Raw genomic sequence first — 18,245 nt, 5'->3', positions numbered from 1 at the left:
AATGCTGACGCTGTGGCTCCGGCGACGCTGAAGAATGTCGTGACGAGTGATGACATGACGAATGATCCGGAGGAGCCGCCGACGACGGTCCACCCGATCGGAACCGTTGCGCTGTCCAAGACAGCGGTCCCGGCCACCGGTACGCCTGTCAAGCCAGGCGACACCGTCGCCTACACAGTGACGATCCACAACCCCGCGAACGCGCCGATCAATGGCGTGGTAGTTACCGACGACCTGGCAGATGTGCTGGACAAGGCGACTCTCGTATCGGGCCCCGACAACGGGGCGACGATCGACAAGGGCGTGCTGACCTGGACGGGCAACCTTGCCGCTCACGAAACCGTCACCGTGAACTATGTCGTGCAGGTGAATGCCGACGCGTTTACGGGTACGCTTCGGAACGCGGTGACGAGCCCGGATTCGCCAGATACCCCAGACACCAAGAACCCAATCGGTTCACTGTCGCTCGCAAAGTCAACCTCCGTCGCTGACGGGGTCGCCGCGAATCGCGGTGAAGACGTTACCTATACGGTGACAATTGCGAACGGGTCTGGTGTTGACGTGGCTGGCGCTTCGATCACCGACGACCTCTCGGACGTGCTCGACAACGCAACGCTTGTCCAAGGCTCTCTCCAGACAGTGGGCGGCGGCAGCGCGACAATCTCTGGTTCGACGCTCACCTGGAACGGTGACGTTCAGGCAGGCGCGTCGGTGACCATCACCTACACGGTGACGGTCAACGCCGATGCCGGCGCCGGAGAGTCCCTCCGCAACGCAGTAGTGAGACCTGAATCGCCAGACGAGCCGTCGACAGAGACACCTGTCGGTGTCGTCGAGCTCGCGAAGGCCTCTGCGGTGAGCCCTGTCGGGCCGGCAAAGCCGGGTAGTGAGGTCACCTACACAGTGACAATCAAGAACCCGAGCGACGTGGCAGTCAATGGCGTTGAGGTGCATGACAACCTCAATGATGTGCTGCAGCACGCCGTTGTCACCACGGAGCCGACCGCAACTGCCGGCACTGTAACGCGTGACGCTGGTCAGCTGACGTGGACCGGTGACGTCCCTGCAGGGGAGGAGATCACCATCACCTACGTCGTGAAGATCAACGACTCGGTGACGCCACCAGCCGCACTGCGGAACATCGTGACGAGCCCTGACTCGCCAGATGAGCCTTCGACCGAGGACCCGATTGGGTCGCTCGAACTCGCAAAAACGACTGACGTGCCTGCGGGCTCGGTCGTGCGGATGGGTGACAACGTCACCTACACCGTGACCGTCACAAACGGTAGCGGTGTCGCGATCGAAGGCGTCACCGTTGCTGACGATCTGAGTGATGTGTTGGACAACGCGACGCTGGTCGGTGATCCCGAGATCGTGGCAGGTGGGGGTGCGCTTGAGCTCAAGCAGAACACCCTGACCTGGTCGGGCGATGTCGAGGCCGACGGAGTCGTTGAGATCCGTTACACGGTCAAGGTAAATGACGACATTAGTGGCGAGGAGTCGCTTCGCAACGTCGTCACGAGCCCGGACTCACCCACGGTTCCCGAAACGGAGAACCCGATCGGCACCGTCTCCCTGTCGAAGGCGTCACAGCCTGCGGCCGGGTCAGGCGTGAAGCCCGGTGAAACAGTCACCTACACCGTGACAGTGCGCAACACCTCCGGTGTGGACATGAGCGATGTGATGGCCACCGACGACCTTTCGTCTGTACTGCCATTCGCAACACTTGTGGGCGAGCCTGAGGTCATCTCTGGCGGCGGCAACGCGGTCATTGACGCTGATGCTCAAACGCTCACCTGGACCGGTGACATCGCAGCGTCGCAGGACGCAGTCATTCGCTACACAGTCAAGGTCAACACGACCGCGGAGAGCGGAGACGTCCTCCGTAACGTCGTGGTCAGCAAGGACTCGCCAGAGGTTCCTGAGACTGAGCACCCTGTGACGACGATCGCACTCAAGAAGACAGCCGATCCGGCCTCCGGCTCGACTGTTCGCCCCGGGGACACGGTGACCTACACGGTCACCGCAAGCAACCCGAACGACGTCGATGCAACCAATGTCAGCGTCTCGGATGACCTCTCGGACATCCTGGACGATGCAGCTCTCGACGAGGCGACGATCAGTGTCTCCGACGGGTCTGTTGCAACCCTGACGGGAAGCGCGATCACCTGGACCGGAACGGTGCCGGCACGTGACTCCATCACCATCACCTACTCGGTGAAGGTCTCGGATGACGCGACTGCCCCGGCAACGCTTCGCAACCTTGTGACAAGCCCGCACTCGCCCGACACTCCTGACACGGAGAATCCGGTTGGCACCCTGATGCTTGCCAAAGTCAACGACAAGGGCGACGGCACGGTTGTAAAGCCAGGCGAGCGTGTGAAGTACACGGTGACGATCACGAACCCGAGCGCAGCTGCGCTTGACGACGTGACAGTCTCCGACAGCCTGGCTGACGTGCTGAACAACGCGACATGGAACGACGATGCGGAGGCATCGAGCGGTTCTGTCGAGCTTGACGGCGAGACGATGCGCTGGACCGGTTCAGTCCCAGGTAACGGTGTTGTCACTGTCACCTACTCCGTCACTGTCAAGGAGTCTGCGAAGGCTCCGGCAGCTATCCGAAATGCGGTGACAAGCCCTGATTCGCCAACAACCCCGGAAATCAAGAACCCTGTCGGTACAGTCGGGCTCGAGAAGAGTTCGGTGCCCGAGAGCGGAACGGTGGTCAAGCCCGGCGAGACTGTTACCTACTCAGTGAAGGTGACAAACCCGTCCGACGTAGACCAGAGCAACGTCGAGGTGACTGACAACCTCTCCGAGGTCCTGGGCGCTGCGGAGATCATCGGTTCGCCGAAGGTATCCGACGGTTCGACCGTGCAGATCGATGCACAGACCCTGAAGTGGGTCGGCACTGTGCCGGCCGATGGGTCCGTGACGATCACCTACGAGGTCCGAGTGAAGGACGACGCAACCGCGCCAGCGGTGCTGCGTAACCTTGTCACTAGCCCGGATTCCGAGGACGAGCCCGAGACCGAGAATCCAGTTGGCACCGTTGTGCTTGACAAGGTGGCGGATCCAGGGAGCGGTACCGGAGTCAAGCCCGGTGCGACGGTCACATACACTGTGACAGTTACGAACCCGGTGGACGCGCCAGTCAACGCTGTTCGGGTGACTGACGACCTTTCCGGAGTGCTCGGATCGGCGACGATCACTGGCGACCCGACCGCGGACAGCGGCGACGTCAGCTTCGACGCTGCCAACCAGGCAATCGTGTGGGCCGGCGACCTCGCTGCAAAGCAGGTTGTCAAGATCACCTACTCGGTGACTGTCAATGACAGCGCAAAGCAGGGCGATGTACTTCGCAACCGTGTGGTTAGCCCTGATTCGCCCACCGAGCCGGAGACCGAGAACCCAGTTGGGGAGCTCGTGACCTCGAAACGACTGCTTGACGACGACGGAAACCCGATTACCTCGGGCACGACCGTCGCGCCGGGCCAGACGCTCACCTACGAGCTCACCGCAACCAACGGGCTCACCGAGGCGCAGCGAGTAGCGTTGCGCGACGACCTCGGCGACGTCCTTGACGACGCAGAGCTGGTCACGCCTCCAGTCGCAAGCTGGACTGCGGTTGAGGAAGTTCCCGTGGTTACCATGGACGGCTCCGTCGTCACGTGGGACCACGAGCTGCCTGCCGGCGCGACAGTCACCATCACCTATACGGTGAAGACAGATCCGAAGGCTGACGGCACCCAGGTCTTGAGCAATACGCTTGAGGTCGACGGTGAAGAAGGCCCGGGCACCGAGAACCCAGTCGGTAAGCTCGCGCTCACCAAGAGCGTGAATCCGGCCGCTGGCACCGCGGTTAAACCCGGTGAGCTCGTGACCTACACGGTCACCGCGCTCAATGGGAGCGATGTCGCGATCGCCGGAGCGGTTATCACCGATGACCTCACCGACGTGCTCGACAACGCAGCCCTAGTAGGTGATGTTGAGGTGTCCGACGGCTCGACCGCAACAATCGGTGGGGACAACATCCTGCGGTGGGAGGGCGATGTCGCTGCACATAGCAGCGTGACGCTCACCTACTCAGTTCGAGTCGCAGCCGATGCGTTCGCCCCCGCGGTGCTTCGCAACCTGGTGACGAGCCCGAACTCACCGGATGTTCCTGAGACGGAAAACCCTGTTGGCACCGTGACGCTGCTGAAGCAGAGCGTGCCTGCTGCCGGCACGGCTGTCCGCCCAGGTGAAACCGTTGAGTACTCGGTGACTGTGCGTAACTCCACCGAGGCGCCCATCTCAGGTGTGAGCGTGACTGACGACCTCTCCGATGTCGTCGACAACGCAGATCTCGTGAAGGACAGCGTCTCAGTATCCGACGGTTCAACCGCTACGATCGCCGATGGCCGGCTGAGTTGGAACGGCACCGTTCCGGCGAGCACCGACATCGTGATCACCTACAGCGTCGTTGTGAAGAAGAACGCGACGGCGCCGCAGGTGCTGCGGAACCTGGTTACCAGCCCGGATTCGCCAGACGAGCCGGAAGTCGAGAACCCTGTCGGAACGCTTCGTCTCTCGAAGACGTCGCTGCCCGGCAGCGGATCCTCGGTGAAGCCCGGCGACACCGTGACCTACACCGTCGAGATTGCGAATGATGCGAAGGCTGCGGTAACGGGGACTACGGTCACCGATGATCTCAGCGACGTTCTTGACGACGCAACGCTCATCGGCTCGCCGACCGCGACAGCGGGCGACGTGCGTATCGACGGCAGTGACCTCGTGTGGACCGGTGATGTGCCAGCTGGCGAGTCGATCATGCTCACGTACTCAGTGCGTGTGAACGACAACGCCACAGCCCCGGCAGTGCTCGGGAACGTCGTTTCCAGCCCGGACTCGCCGAACATCCCGGAGACCGAGAACCCCGTCGCAACGGTGCAGCTGAACAAGAGCAGCAACCCGAGCTCGGGTATCGCGGTCAAGCCTGGTGACACGGTCGACTACACGATCACCGTGACCAACCCGGGTGCTGTGCAAATCGACGGGGTATATGTGGAGGACAACCTCTCGGATATCCTCGACGACGCATCGCTCATCGGGCAGCCCAAGGTCTCAGACGGGTCCAAGGCGCGGCTCAACGGGCAGTCCCTGAGCTGGACCGGATCCGTCCCTGCGGGTGAAACCGTGACGATCACGTACTCGGTACTCGTTTCTGAGACCGCGGTGGCCCCGGCCACACTGCGGAACCTGGTGACGAGCCCCCACTCACCCGATGTGCCCGAAACGGTGAACCCCGTCGGTACGGTGAAGCTCGAGAAGATCTCTGACCCCGGTAGCGGTACCAAGGTCTCGCGCGGTGACAAGGTCACGTACACCGTGAAGATCACCAACGAGACACCGCACGAGATCACCGGTGTGGTCGTGAATGACGACCTCAGCGACGTGCTTGACGATGCGACCCTCGTGGGCGACCCCATCGCTCCCGCCGGGACGACCGTCGCAATCACCGGCAAGCAGCTCACCTGGACAGGCACCGTCCCGGCGCTCAGCACCACCGAGATTCGGTACACGGTGCAGGTCAACGAGAGCGCTGTGGCCCCGGCCACGCTGCGCAACCTCGTCATGAGCCCGCACTCACCGGATGGGCCGAGTACCGAGAACCCAGTCACCCCGCCGAAACCTGGCGAACAGATCCCGATGACAGGCGGCGACATCATGCCGTTCGTGATCTTCGGACTGCTCGCCCTCGCCGCAGGCAGCGCGCTCGTTGTGCGCCGCACGCGGAAGGAGGAAGCAAAGCATGCATAACTACTCAGAAGGAGAGGGTCTTTTGGAAACGACTGACTCTGCCGCGGCGCCCCAGGGCGCCGCGGCCCCCCGCGGGGGCCGCCGTAACCGGTGGATCGCGGGATCGGTAGCGGCGGCGACGCTGCTCGCCGCCGGTGGCCTCGCTGCGTGGGCCACCGGGCTCTTCGCCAGTGGGGAGAGCCACGGTGTGTCCTCGGGGCTCACGAAGTACGACCTGCAAGTTTCTGACGGTGTCGGCGACTTCGTCGACTCCACGCGCGAGGAGCCCCTGATGCTGACCTCGGCGAGCAGTGCGGGCGACCTTATTCGGGAGGGCATGACATGGGAGGTCGTCGTTCGAAACAACGGCACCTCCACCGGAGAACTGTTCTTCGTGATCTGTGACCCGTCCTCGGCAAAGGTCAAGTACCGCATCGCCCCGGGAAAGGACGAGATCTACCCAGACCTCTTCACTCAGTTGAAATTCACGGTCTCTGATGAGCAGGGCAACGTTGTCATCGACGATGTGAGCCTGGGCGCTGACGCAGACAACGAGCCGAACGGTGATGGCACTCTCCGCGGGGCCATCACCCGGGTGCTCGAGGCAGGCGGCGGCGAGGCGACGTTTACGGTCAAAGCAGCTTTTGACTTCGACGCAAACGATCTGACGAGAACCAAACTTGCCGCATACAACGGCGTCGACACCGATTTCGGTATTCGTATTGAAGGAGAGAGCTTCTAATGCGCACCTCTGCACAGCAGAACGGCCGGGCCGACCGGCCACGGCCCCGAGCAGGGCTCAAACGAGCCCTGCTCGGGGGAGCGGCGATGCTTGGTATCGCCGCCATTGGAGTAACGGCTTCCCCGCTGATCGGCGAGAGCTCGGCAGGGTACACTGACTCCGTCTTCACCCGGGCAGACGGGGTCTCGGTGCCACCGACGAACGCGCTCGCGGCTGTCGTCCCATCGTTCGCCCTCGACACGATGCAGGTGCTCGACGCCGCAGGCAACCTGTGGATCTGGGGCTACTACGGAAACAGTGGCCCGAGTACATCGTCCGCGGGACAGGGCGGTGGAACGAACGGCATCGATTACTCCACGGGAACTGCTTTCAACCTGCACAAGCCAAACCAGTTCAAGGCCATGGCCGACATCAAGTCGATGGCGTCATCCGCTTACGCCAACTACGCGGTTGACTCCGAGGGGAATCTTTTCGGCTGGGGTCAAAACAACGGCGGTCTGTACATGTTCGGCAACAATTTCAACGGTACCGGCCGCGTGGTGCCGGCGGGCACCACGCCGGAGAATGTGACCACAAACTGGGCAGACGCGATCATCGACACCGATGTGGCAGGTGTTGCATCGGTTGAGTACGGTGCGGCCTACACGAAGACCGACGGCACAATTTGGACAGTCGGAGATAACGCACTTGCCCAGCGCGGTCAGGGAACCTCGGCGAACGGTGCCGCGGCGCTTCGCGTAGCGACACAGGTCACCCAGTGGCCGGGAGGAAAACAGCCGAACATTGTGAACGTGTTCTCTGGATACGAGGGCTACTACGCCGTCGATGACGAGAACAACGTTTACTTCTGGGGTCGGTCGTTCCGCTTCGGAGCGGGTGCCTCGGATGAGAACCTCAAGGCTGCCGGTTGCCGCACCGTGAGTGGCGTCTACCACGATTTCCGGTGCGAGACCCCCGCCCTGATGCCCGAGATCACGGCGCTTGCGAAAGCCGAGGGAATCTCGTCGCTCGGCGGCGGCTATGCGCACGGTCATATGGTCACGGAGAAGGGAAACCTCTACTCCTGGGGCAGCGAGGAAAACAACTTCTCTGGAAACGATGAGCTGAACGATTCCAGCTCAAACGGCACCCTCCCCAAGCTCAAAGAGAAGAACGTTGTTGCCTCGTCGGCGCGCTACGGTTCGACCCAGTACATCACCGAAGACGGCACAGCCTGGGCGTACGGGAACAACCAGTGGGGCGGCGCATTCAGCCTCAACTACGGTAATCGGACCCCGGTGAACCGTGATCACCTGACAGGCAAGATCTGGGACCCTGCGCAGGAGGATGGCCGAAAGGCCGTGCTCATCGGCGGAAACAAGGACTCGGCCTCGTTGGTCCTTGAAGACGGGACGATTCTCTCCTGGGGCGAGAACGGCGGCGGGGCAGCCTGCGGTGGCTACGACTACGCGCGATGCCTCGACAAGAACGGCAACGTTGCGTCAGTCACCGCGACTGGGTCCCCGAACGGGCTCTATGTGTGGGCGCCAGCGGTAATCGAGGGCATTCAGAACGTTGGGCGATACCAGACGATCTCGCTGAACTCAATCCCGTTCACGGGAAGCGCCGTGATGTCTGGCAGCACGATCAGCTATCAGGCGATCGCACGAAACTCCTTCGCAGATCCGGCTGACTACACGGTTGGCCTCGACATCAGTGCATTCATTGGTGACGTCGACGTCGATCCGGAGAGCGTCCTCATTACCGTCGGCGATGCAACTGCAGTCAAGGGAACCTTCACCAATGGCAAGCTCACGTGGACTGGCACGGTCCCTGAGCGAAGTCAGGTTGTCGTCAAGTTTGACGTTGTGGTGAAGGACGGCACCCCAGGTGGCGCCAACCTCCGCGCCGACGCCACGATGAGCGTTGCGGGCAGCAGCAACAGCGACAAGGACTCGGTGGTTCACGTGACAACGACGAACCCGAACGATCTGGAGAACTGCGACTCTTGCAACGCACCCTAACCAGTGGTTCTGCCAGCGCCCGCACCTCGGAGGTTTCCGAAGTGCGGGCGCGCTCCCGCGCCATGAGCGGGCTCCTCCTCGCCGCTGGAGTCGTGTTGATCGTCCTCCTGTCGGCACAGGTCGCTGGCATCAAGCTGTACAGGATCACGAGTGGATCGATGGACCCAACGATTTCTGAGGGGGCGCTCATCGTCACCAAGCGGGTTCCCGCAGCTGACATCGCAGTTGGTGACATCGTGACTGTGCAGCGATCGGCGGGAAGTCGCACGGTCACCCACAGGGTGAGTCAGATCACCCTCGGAGCTGCCCCTGATCAGCGCGAACTTACTCTGCAGGGCGACGCAAACGCGACGCCCGATCCTTCTATCTATACGGTGGGCGCTGTCCAGCGCTACCTCTTCACCATCATCAAGGAATAACACGCCGTGAACCGTTCACTTATCGGAATTTCAATTGCCGGTCTTCTCACCCTGTCGCTGGCGGGTTGCACCCCTGCCACAGATGCTTCAGGCGCTGCATGCGCGCCTGCTGGTGGTGCGAGTAAGTCGCTCAGAGTATCGGGCGAGATTGGGGCGACGGACCTTGAGTTGGCCTCGTCAACCCCGGTCCGAGCAACTGAACTTGAACGGTCGACTCTCGAAGCGGGCGACGGCAAAGCTCTGGAACCTGATCAATCTGTGCAGGCAACAGTGACGGTGTTCAACGGAGAAGACGGCAAGCGGATCTCTAGCCAGTCCGCTCGCCTCACGAATTCAGCTGGCGCAAGCGATTGGGCCAGCCAAGTGCTCAGGTGCGGCGCCCAAGGTGACAGGATCGCCGCCGTCGTCCCCGCGCCCGACGTGTACGGCGAGGGCAGAGTCGCGGCGGCCGGTGTGTCTGGTCTGACCGAGAAGAGTTCACTTGTCATTGTCGTCGACGTGCGCGAAGTAGTTCCAGGCCTGCCGGGTCTGCTCGGCAAGGAAGACCTGCTTGCTGCCGCAGAAGGCGAGGCACAACCCGCGGTTGAGGGGATGCCCTCAGTCATCCGCGATGGCGATGGCAAGCTCACGGTGTCGGTGCCGGAGAACTTGGAGGCACCGGGCGAGGCTCAGGCGGCTCCTCTGATCATCGGCGACGGCGAGACGATCGCCGTGGGAGACCGCGTATATGCGCACTCAGTTGGCGTGATCTGGCGCGATGGGACGGAGTTCGAGTCGACGTGGGGAGGCGAGCCCAAGGAGTTCGTGACCACGGGTGTGATCCCCGGCCTTTCGGATGCCGTGGTTGGTCAAACCGTCGGTTCGCAGATCGTCGCTGTCGTGCCCGCATCCGCAGGATACGGCAGCGATGCGCTCGTACAAATGGGGTTTGAGGCAGACGACACGATGATCTTTGTCATCGACATACTTGGCGCGGTGCACCCCGAGAACTCGGCCCGCGAGTAGTTCAACAGGCATATGCGACCGGGGGTTGGTATGACGGAACAAGATAAGACCGAGGAACGAGTGGAGTCCCTCGAGACCCAGAGTGATGCAGAATTGCTCCGCCGATCGCGCGACGGGGATGCAATTGCGTTTGGCCAGCTCTGGGAGCGCTATCGTTCGCTTGCGATGTCTGTGGCTGCTTCGCTGACAACTTCTGACGCAGAGGATGTCGTATCCGAGGCCTTTACCGTGCTGTGGGACAAGATTCGTAGCGGGGAGGGCCCGGCCGAGACAATTCGCGGTTACCTTCTCGCGACGGTTCGAAATCTCTCGCATCGGACCTATCGCCGAACCGGGCGAGTGCTCACTGGGATCGAACATGAGCTCGAACTCGAGCCAGTCGAAGACGACACGGAAGCCATCGAACGCGAAGAACTCGTCCGCGACGTCCAGGTCGCATTCGACGCCCTCCCGCCGCGGTGGAAGAAAGTGATTTGGAAGTCGGAGGTCGAGCTCCTGCCTCGAGCGCAGGTCGCGAAGGATCTGTCGCTCAGCCCGAACTCAACGAGCCAACTCCTGCGACGGGCGAAGGAGGCCCTGCGTGTGGCATGGCTCAATGAGCGCTTCGTGCACAGCCCCGACGATGAGCACTACACATATATCAAAGACCTTCCACGGTACGTGCGCCGCGGGTTGCCACAGACGAGACGAACGAAGCTGCAGGCCCACCTCGCGGACTGCGGTAGCTGTCGTGCGAAAGAAAGCCAGCTTCGCCGAGAGGACGCTTTCCTTGCCAGCGCTGTCGCACTACTGCCGCTTGTTGGCGGCGCAGCCTGGGTCGCGCGCCAGAGCTCAGTGCTGGTGAGCGGCCCGATGGCGGCCGTCCAGGGGCGGTTGGCAGAGCTGCGCGAATGGTCACGAACTCTCGTTCATTGGGGATACGTCCGTGTCGCAACAGTCGCGGGCACGGCCGTTGTCGCTCTCATCATGGGCGCCGTGGCTCTGTTGGCCCCTTCGTCGCCTGCGCCAGATGCGCCAACCGGCCCCCCTCAACCCCCGACAGCGGAGGAGGGTGACACGCCTACACACAGTCAGCCAGCTGGGCAACCTGCAGCAGCGCCGGTGACGCCTTCTGCGAGCGCGGAGAACTCCGCGACCTCAGACGCACCGCAGCCAGGCGTTACTGGTCCGACCGTGGTGAGCCCAACGGGGGACGGGCAAGCTCAAGAAGCCGAACGCCAAATCGCCTCGCCCACAATTGGCTTTGGCGGCGATTTTGCGCGGACGCTGCCCCCGCTGCTCGTGGGCACAGGTGAGCCTGGGGCCGAGCTGCATGTGCTCGTTTCTGGGGGCGATCTTCGAGTTGCCGTCGGTGGCGATGGCCGCTGGGCGGTGGATCTCGCAAGCCTCGGCCTTGGCCTCGGCATGCACTCTGCTCGCGCCGTGCAATACGTTGACGCGATTGAGCGCTCGAGCGCCGTGTTGAACTTCGATCTGACGCTGCCACAGGTGACGGTTGTCTCGCAAGAGCCCGGCTCAGAGGGGCCGCGTGCCGAGCTTCATGTTGCTGGTGTATCCGGTCAGCGTGTATGTCTGCTGTCTGATGGGAGAACCAGGGGTAGCATCATGCTCGGCGCTGATGGGACAGCCGTCGCGCAGATCGCTGCCGTGGACTACGCGAACGGCCTCATCGGATTCGCATACTGCGATGGAACGAAAGTGGGCCCTGAAGGCCAAGTTGGGGCCTGGTGACTGACAGCGCGCCGAACCTACGAAGAGGACGAAGCCGAGCCCGAGGAGTTGCTCGCCCCGGAGGCGCCGTTCGTAGAGCTCCGTGAATCGGTCCGGTAAAACCCCGAACCATTGAATGTGACGCCGAGCGACCCGAACACCTTGCGAAGGTCGCCGCCGCACTCTGGGCACTCGGTCAGCGTGGAGTCTGAGAAGCTCTGGTAGATGTCAAAGCTGTGCCCGCAATCGGCGCAGCGGTAAGCATAAGTAGGCACAATCTCCGAGCCTACCCGAAGTAGTGCACAGTTGCCTCGGTGACCGCCCCATCGACTGGGACGTCGTGATGCTCCCGCGGCACAGCCGGGAGAACTTCGGACTCCCACACAACAGCAAACACGGAAGGCGGGCGGGTGCGGGCCGCCCTAATCCGTGTGAGCTCCCTATCGTAAAAGCCGCGGCCCCAGCCGAGTCTGCCGCCGGTTTCGTCGACCGCGGCAGCAGGCACAAACAGCACACCCGCGGTCGCAGCGCCGTCCGGAACAGGTGGACCCTGGGGCTCAGGGATCCCGAACGCGCCCGGTGCGAGCCCGTCTGGCACATACGTTGCCCACTCGAGCGCGCCGTCGGCGCGGGAACGTGGAAGGAGTACTTCGATGTTCGCCGCGAGCGCCCACGCAAGAAACGCAGCGGTGTCAGGCTCACCTCGCACCCCGATGAAGCACGCGACTCGGGTCGCGCCGAACTTTGTTGCGACCGCAGCAAGATTCTCGGTGAGCGCTGCGTCTGCGGCCGAACCAGAGTCTGCTTGTGAATGGGCACGCGTGAGTCGGGCTGCTCGAACTACATTGCGCAGCTGTTGCTTCTCATCCACACAGCCAGCCTAGCTCCGAAGACTGGACCGCACGGCCCACGGATACGCCGATATTTGGGGCCGCGGGATAGGCTTACCCTCATGACTGAAAACCGAGCGAGCGTCGTGAAAGCGGTGATCCCGGCGGCTGGCCTTGGCACCCGCTTCCTCCCCGCGACCAAAGCAATGCCGAAGGAAATGCTGCCGATCGTTGATAAGCCGGCGATTCAATACGTCGTCGAAGAGGCAGCGAGCGCAGGTCTGAACGATGTCCTTATCATCACCGGGCGCAACAAAGACAACCTCGTGAACCACTTCGATGGAGTTCCCGAGCTCGAGTACACGCTGCAGAACAAGGGCGACGACAACAAGCTTGGCAAGGTCCACGAGGCGAGCGAGCTTGCCGAGGTCCACTTCCTGCGACAGGGGCAGCCATTGGGTCTCGGCCACGCAGTCGGACGGGCGCGCATGCACGTAGGCAACGAGTCGTTCGCTGTGCTGCTCGGCGACGACCTGATTGACGCTCGTGATCCGCTCCTTGACCGCATGGTCGACGTGCACAACACCCGGCAGGCGACTGTCGTCGCTCTCATGGAAGTTCCGATGGAGTCCATCCACCTCTACGGCTGCGCCCAGGTCGAGGCGACCGAAGACGCCGACGTTGTGCGCATCACGGAGCTCGTCGAGAAGCCCAGCCGTGAGGAAGCGCCGTCGAACCTCGCCATCATCGGCCGGTATGTGCTGCGCCCAGAGATCTTCGACATCATCGACGATCTCGAGCCCGGCCGTGGCGGCGAGTACCAGCTCACGGACGCGCTCAATGTGCTCGCCGCTGGTGATGGGGATGCACCCGTGTACGGAGTGATCTTCAAGGGACGTCGCTATGACACCGGAGACCGAGCCGACTGGATCAAGGCGAATGTACTCCTTGGAGTCGACCACGCCGAACTCGGTGACGAGATCCGCGACTGGGTGATCGGCTTCGCTGACAAGCTGCGCGGCGAATAGCCGAACCTTACGGAAATGTTTGGCGCTGACGGGGGAGAGCTGCCGAGCTCTTTGAATGCGGGGCGGGTCGGCATCAGGCTGATCCGCCGCCGCGATGCCCGCGTGCTTGAAGCCTTGCTCCGAGACAACAGAAACTGGTTGACCCCATGGGAAGCGACGCACCCTGGCGGGGTGGGGCCTGTGCCCGGCACGGTCTCACTGAAGCCCTCAATTAAGCGGATGCTCGAGCAGCACCGGGACGGGCGAGGCGTGCCCTTCGTGATCACCTACGATGGGGCGGTGGTCGGCCAGCTATCGGCCTCCGACATTTCACGGGGCGCTCTGTGGTCGGCAAGCATTGGATACTGGATCGACGGCGGCCACGCAGGGCGAAACATCACGCCGACAGCGGTGGCACTCGCCGTCGACTACCTCTTCGCGACAGTCGGATTGCACAGGGTCGAGCTGTGTATTCGGCCGGAGAACGCGGCGTCGCTGCGCATACCCGAGAAGCTCGGATTTCGATACGAGGGGCGCCGACTGCGCTACATCCACATTGACGGCGCCTGGCGGGATCATGACAGCTTCGCTGTCACCCGTGAAGAGGTTCACGGGTCAATGCTTTCGCGGCTCGACGCATCAGCGTCAGGGCGGACGAACGGGATCTGAACGCGAGCCAGCCGGCTGCCCCCCCCCGGGTAGTGGGCTTCTTTCGCTCAGTGAGGGCACGGTTGACGCTGGGAACCCTGCTGTTTGCGGCGCGCCGAGAGTGCGGGCCGCAGAAGCGCTAGCTACAGTTGCCCCATGGGTACAGGCGGGCTTGGCGGCGGGGTGATGTTTCTCATCATCGCGCTCCTCTGGGCCGTCGTTCTCGTTCCAGCATGGTTTCGGCGCCGTGAGTTCAACGCTGCCGAGCGGAACGCGCTGCGGCTCCAGCGCACACTCCGTGTACTTGCCGAGACGGCAGAGGTGCCGCATGAGGTGCGAGTTGAAGCCACTGCGCGTGAAGCGCTCGCGCACGAGCGGCTCCTTAAAACCGCTCAGAAGCGGCAGGAAGCCGAGCGGGAAGCCGAACTAGCAAATGCGAGGGCAGAACAAGTCCGCGCGGAGATTCGAGCACAGCAGATGCAAAGAAAGCAGGTAGCGATGAACCGGGCGGCGAAGCTTCGGAAGCCGATTGTGCGTCGGGTACGTTCAATCGCCGCGCTGGCCGGCCTACTCGGCGTCGTTGGTTCGCTCGTCGGCCTCGGTATGCTCATCGCCGGGATTGGGCCCGCCGTGCTGCTGTGGTCGCTGCTTGCTTTTACCGTCGGACTCGGCACGCTCGTCCTACTCGCTCCGGGGCGCGCGAAGCTTGCACCGATCGCTGCGGAGCAGGAGGCAGTCGCGAAGACCGTCGACGAACCCGTCTTCGAAGAGGTGTCGGCGACGGGCGAAACCCGTGACTCGGCGGCTGCTCACGCCGCCGCTCAGCGCGCGGCTGCGGACCGGATCGAGCGGGCACGGACACTCGCTCGGGCTCGCGAAGCGCGGGCGTACGCGCCCCGAGAGAACCAGCCGGATTCGATCCTGCTCCGCGAGGTGCGGGAGCAGGTCGCCAGGCAGCGGCGCATTGAGGCGGGCTCTGAGCAGCCTGCCGAAGGGAACCAAGCAACGCCTGCGGCGAAGGATCGGGCGGCTGCTACGGCGCCTGGCGTAAGCACCGGCGGACAGGCGCAGAGCCGTTCGGCCGCTCACTCCAGGCTGAGCCAGCTCGGCGTGGTCGGCGACACGGCGGATGGCATGCCTGACCTTGATCAGGTGCTGCGCCGCCGTCGCAATGCGGGCTAACCACGTACCTCGGGCAGTGGGCTGGTGCCTCGGGGTCCTGGAGCCCCGTGCGTCGACGCCTGTAATCTTCGACGCTAGGCCATGAGATCAGCGGGCGAAATGCCCGAGGAGCTACCCCTGGTCAGGTCTTCTGCAGATCCCAGATATATGTGCTCTGGCACTTGGGGCCAGTCGGCTGGCGCGGGCCCCGGCGTGGCACGCACGCTGAAGGCGGCCCAGGCGTGACGCGCGCAGTCGGGGTCCACCCGCGACTAGGCCTCCGCGTCAGTCTTCTGGACGGCGGGTGAATCTGCGGGAGTTGCCGCAGGCAGGTCGACCCTGAATGTCGCGCCGCCGCCTGGGGTGTCGTGCACCGACACAGTTCCCTTGTGCGCCTCGACGATCGACTTCACGATCGCGAGGCCGAGGCCCGAGCCGCCAGTCTCGCGGTTTCGCGAGCTGTCAGCGCGCCAGAATCTTCCGAAGATCTTCTCGCGAACCTGCTCGGGGATACCCTCGCCGTGGTCAACGATTTCGAAGCGCGTCATCGCCTGCGGCTGCACTGCCTTGATCACGCCGGTGCTACCTGTCGCGGGCGAGGACCCACCGTTTCGCTTCGACGGTGACTGATCCACGGGGGCATCTTCAACCGGTTGCTCCGGGGCAGGGAGCGCGCTCACGACAATCTCGATCGGGCTGCCTTCCGGCGTGTGCTGTTTTGCGTTGCCGATGAGGTTCGTGATGAGCTGGCGAATCTTGTTCTCGTCGCCAAGTGCCTGCGGATTGTGCGGATCTTCGACGACGCTGATCTCGCGGTCGGGCGCCCCTGCGCGCGCGTCGAGGGCCGCGTCTTTGGCAAGCTGATTGAGGGGCAGGGGAGCGAGTTCGAGCGGCCGGCGCTCGTCGAGTCGAGCGAGCGCGAGGAGGTCTTCAACGAGAGACGTCATCCGGATCGCTTCTTTCTCGATCCGCTCCATTGCCTGGCTCACCTGCTCGGGCGTCTGCAGAGCCCCCATGCGGTACAGCTCGGCGTAGCCGCGGACGGATACGAGCGGCGTGCGCAGCTCGTGGCTTGCGTCCCCAACGAATCGGCGCATGCGCTCGATAGTTCGCTCACGGTCCTCAAGGGAGCCGTCGAGCCTGTCGAGCATGACGTTGAGCGAATCACCAAGGTGGCCGACTTCCGTGTGCGGGCTCGCGACAAGGATCCGCTTTGAGAAGTCGCCGCGCGAGATCTCGAGGGCTGTCTGCTCGACTTCTGCGAGCGGGAGCAGCGTCGTCGTGATGAGGATGCGCGTGAGCGCGGCGCCGAGCAGGATCACCGCGATACCAAACCCGGTGAACACGATCACGTACTGCGCAACGAGCTGGTTGATGATTGTCGTCGAGTCGGCGATGAGAAGGGCGCCGGAGGCGTGCTTCTGGCCGGATGCGTCTTCGACGTACAGCATCGTTACGACCGCGCGCCACCTTGTACCGTCGGCGCTCAGAATGTCCTCAGGCGTTGCCGAGGACGCCTCGTGTGCGGCAGCGACCTTGAGTGAGAAGCCTAGTCGCTCGACGTCGGGGAGGGACCCGGGTCGGCGGTCCCGCGAGTTGTCGAAGCGTACCTCGCCGTTCGGGTCGAGGACGGCAACGTAGTAGCGCCCGTTTGCCGCAGTGACGTCGTCTTGCGTGAGCTGCTGGGTGTCTGCCCCGGGCGCAAGCACCACCGAGGGGTCGTTCCTGATTTGGGCAAGCTCGGCGCTCTGCTGGTTGATGAGAATGGGGCGGAGCACCGAGAAGGTGCCCACCCCCGCGACGATGAGTCCAAGGAAGAGGATGAACACCGTGACGATGGTGATTTTCGTCCGGAGTGAGACGTCCGCCCAATGGTTCCCGAAGTCGCGCAGCTGTGTCACTAGATCGTGTCAGCCTTCAGCATGTATCCGAAACCACGCTTCGTCTGGATGAGGGACTCGTCGGTCAGCGGGTCGAGCTTGCGACGGAGGTACGAGATGTAGGACTCAACGATGCCTGCGTCGCCGTTGAAGTCGTACTCCCAGACGTGGTCAAGGATCTGCGCCTTCGACAGTACGCGGTTTGCGTTTTGCATGAGGTAGCGCAGCAGCTTGAACTCGGTCGGTGAGAGCTCAACAGATGTGCCAGAGACTGTGACTTCGTGTGTGTCTTGATCGAGGCTAATCGGCCCGACCTCGAGCATCGTCTCCTCGTCCTCTTGGATCGTGCGGCGAAGCACGGCATTGATCCGGGCGATGATCTCATCGAGGCTGAAGGGCTTGGTGACGTAGTCGTCGCCACCAACGTTCAGACCCTCGACCTTGTCCTCAGTGTCGTCTTTCGCCGTGAGGAAAATGATCGGCGCCGTGTACCCTGCCGAGCGCAGCCGCTTGGTTACGCTGAAGCCGTTCATGTCAGGGAGCATCACATCGAGGATGATGAGATCTGGCTCTTCCTCGAGGACTGCTGAGATTGTCTGCGCGCCGTTGCCTACCGACCGCACGCCGAAGCCGGCGAAGCGGAGGCTGGTGCTGAGAAGCTCGCGAATGTTGGGCTCATCATCGACGATGAGGATCCTGGGGCCTTTTCGTTCAATGTTCATGATCTCAGTCTCTGATGATTTGCTATGAACTGGCTGGAAGCTCGCGCACCGTGTCGTCGGTTCGCCTCACCTCGTGCGGCCTCCTCCCGGCCGGCCAGAGAGGACCAATGCTGCAGGAGAGGCCCTTGCCGGCAGTAGCTAGGGGGCACTTCGGAAGGGAAGGTGGGGTCCGGCGACACTGGGCTGGGCGGGGCCGGGCTGGGCGGGGCCGGGCTGGGTGAGCCGGAGCTGGGCTGGGCGGGGCCGGGCTGGGCGGGGCCGGGCTGGGTGAGCCGGAGCTGGGCTGGGCGGGGCCGGGCGATGGGGGTCAGGCGAGACTGCCGAACCCGTCCCG

At 63.2% G+C, this 18,245-nt stretch carries 13 protein-coding genes; 9 read left to right on the top strand and 4 right to left on the bottom strand.

The window, feature by feature from the left end:
- Positions 1-54 precede the first annotated feature (54 nt).
- From ACF07D_RS04065 to ACF07D_RS04040, 6 genes are read left to right on the top strand one after another with little or no spacing between them, the layout of a single operon-like run.
- Positions 55-5,805 (top strand): isopeptide-forming domain-containing fimbrial protein, encoded by a 5,751-nt coding sequence (locus tag ACF07D_RS04065; RefSeq protein WP_391503995.1) that lies wholly within the window; start codon positions 55-57, stop codon positions 5,803-5,805.
- Positions 5,798-6,526: a hypothetical protein gene (locus ACF07D_RS04060; RefSeq protein ID WP_162921362.1), complete on the top strand. Its 729-nt coding sequence runs from the start codon at positions 5,798-5,800 to the stop codon at positions 6,524-6,526. Before ACF07D_RS04065 ends, ACF07D_RS04060 begins: the two co-directional genes overlap by 8 nt.
- Positions 6,526-8,529, top strand: a complete 2,004-nt coding sequence (locus ACF07D_RS04055) for a hypothetical protein (RefSeq protein WP_391503994.1) — start codon at positions 6,526-6,528, stop codon at positions 8,527-8,529. Before ACF07D_RS04060 ends, ACF07D_RS04055 begins: the two co-directional genes overlap by 1 nt.
- Before the next feature lie 41 nt (positions 8,530-8,570).
- On the top strand, positions 8,571-8,948 hold the full coding sequence (locus ACF07D_RS04050) for a signal peptidase I (protein WP_391503993.1): 378 nt from the start codon (positions 8,571-8,573) through the stop codon (positions 8,946-8,948).
- Positions 8,949-8,954: 6 nt separating this feature from the next.
- Positions 8,955-9,953 carry an FKBP-type peptidyl-prolyl cis-trans isomerase gene (locus tag ACF07D_RS04045; RefSeq protein ID WP_391503992.1) on the top strand — a complete coding sequence of 333 codons (999 nt, stop codon included), beginning with the start codon at positions 8,955-8,957 and terminating at the stop codon, positions 9,951-9,953.
- A gap of 30 nt (positions 9,954-9,983) precedes the next feature.
- Positions 9,984-11,684, top strand: a complete 1,701-nt coding sequence (locus ACF07D_RS04040; RefSeq protein ID WP_391503991.1) for a sigma-70 family RNA polymerase sigma factor — start codon at positions 9,984-9,986, stop codon at positions 11,682-11,684.
- A gap of 17 nt (positions 11,685-11,701) precedes the next feature.
- Here the strand turns inward: ACF07D_RS04040 and ACF07D_RS04035 are convergent, their stop codons facing one another.
- Both ACF07D_RS04035 and ACF07D_RS04030 read right to left on the bottom strand, forming a co-directional pair.
- Positions 11,702-11,938, bottom strand: a complete 237-nt coding sequence (locus tag ACF07D_RS04035) for an FmdB family zinc ribbon protein (RefSeq protein WP_255808343.1) — start codon at positions 11,936-11,938, stop codon at positions 11,702-11,704.
- A gap of 11 nt (positions 11,939-11,949) precedes the next feature.
- Entirely contained in the window at positions 11,950-12,534 is a 585-nt protein-coding gene (locus ACF07D_RS04030; RefSeq protein ID WP_391503990.1) for a 5-formyltetrahydrofolate cyclo-ligase, read from the bottom strand.
- 81 nt (positions 12,535-12,615) lie between these two features.
- Here ACF07D_RS04030 and galU point away from each other — a divergent pair, with 81 nt between their 5' ends.
- The 3 genes from galU (at position 12,616) to ACF07D_RS04015 (ending at position 15,330) form a co-directional block, all read left to right on the top strand.
- Positions 12,616-13,521: a UTP--glucose-1-phosphate uridylyltransferase GalU gene (gene galU, locus ACF07D_RS04025; RefSeq protein ID WP_255808341.1), complete on the top strand. Its 906-nt coding sequence runs from the start codon at positions 12,616-12,618 to the stop codon at positions 13,519-13,521.
- 15 nt (positions 13,522-13,536) lie between these two features.
- A complete protein-coding gene (locus ACF07D_RS04020) occupies positions 13,537-14,169 on the top strand; it encodes a GNAT family N-acetyltransferase (RefSeq protein WP_391503989.1) in 633 nt (210 codons plus the stop codon).
- A 135-nt stretch (positions 14,170-14,304) separates the two neighbouring features.
- A complete protein-coding gene (locus ACF07D_RS04015; protein ID WP_391503988.1) occupies positions 14,305-15,330 on the top strand; it encodes a hypothetical protein in 1,026 nt (341 codons plus the stop codon).
- A gap of 251 nt (positions 15,331-15,581) precedes the next feature.
- Here ACF07D_RS04015 and ACF07D_RS04010 read toward each other — a convergent pair whose 3' ends face one another.
- Entirely contained in the window at positions 15,582-17,210 is a 1,629-nt protein-coding gene (locus tag ACF07D_RS04010; RefSeq protein WP_391503987.1) for a sensor histidine kinase, read from the bottom strand.
- The gene (locus tag ACF07D_RS04005; RefSeq protein ID WP_119284897.1) at positions 17,210-17,911 is read right to left on the bottom strand and encodes a response regulator transcription factor; all 702 of its coding nucleotides are present in this window, start codon (positions 17,909-17,911) and stop codon (positions 17,210-17,212) included. The genes ACF07D_RS04010 and ACF07D_RS04005 overlap by 1 nt, the downstream gene beginning before the upstream one ends.
- Positions 17,912-18,245 lie beyond the last annotated feature (334 nt).

Source organism: Leucobacter sp. NPDC015123, from assembly GCF_043080205.1.
Classification (GTDB): Bacteria; Actinomycetota; Actinomycetes; order Actinomycetales; family Microbacteriaceae; genus Leucobacter; species Leucobacter aridicollis_A.
This window is presented reverse-complemented; position numbering and strand designations above follow the sequence as displayed.

Excerpts from the sequence above, each read along its gene's own strand:
- ACF07D_RS04065 (WP_391503995.1), top strand. The coding sequence starts at position 55 with ATGACGAATGATCCGGAGGAGCCGCCGACGACGGTCCACCCGATCGGA.
- ACF07D_RS04060 (WP_162921362.1), top strand. The coding sequence starts at position 5,798 with ATGCATAACTACTCAGAAGGAGAGGGTCTTTTGGAAACGACTGACTCT.
- ACF07D_RS04055 (WP_391503994.1), top strand. The coding sequence starts at position 6,526 with ATGCGCACCTCTGCACAGCAGAACGGCCGGGCCGACCGGCCACGGCCC.
- ACF07D_RS04040 (WP_391503991.1), top strand. The coding sequence starts at position 9,984 with ATGACGGAACAAGATAAGACCGAGGAACGAGTGGAGTCCCTCGAGACC.
- galU (WP_255808341.1), top strand. The coding sequence starts at position 12,616 with ATGACTGAAAACCGAGCGAGCGTCGTGAAAGCGGTGATCCCGGCGGCT.
- ACF07D_RS04020 (WP_391503989.1), top strand. The coding sequence starts at position 13,537 with ATGTTTGGCGCTGACGGGGGAGAGCTGCCGAGCTCTTTGAATGCGGGG.
- ACF07D_RS04015 (WP_391503988.1), top strand. The coding sequence starts at position 14,305 with ATGGGTACAGGCGGGCTTGGCGGCGGGGTGATGTTTCTCATCATCGCG.
- ACF07D_RS04005 (WP_119284897.1), bottom strand. The coding sequence starts at position 17,911 with ATGAACATTGAACGAAAAGGCCCCAGGATCCTCATCGTCGATGATGAG.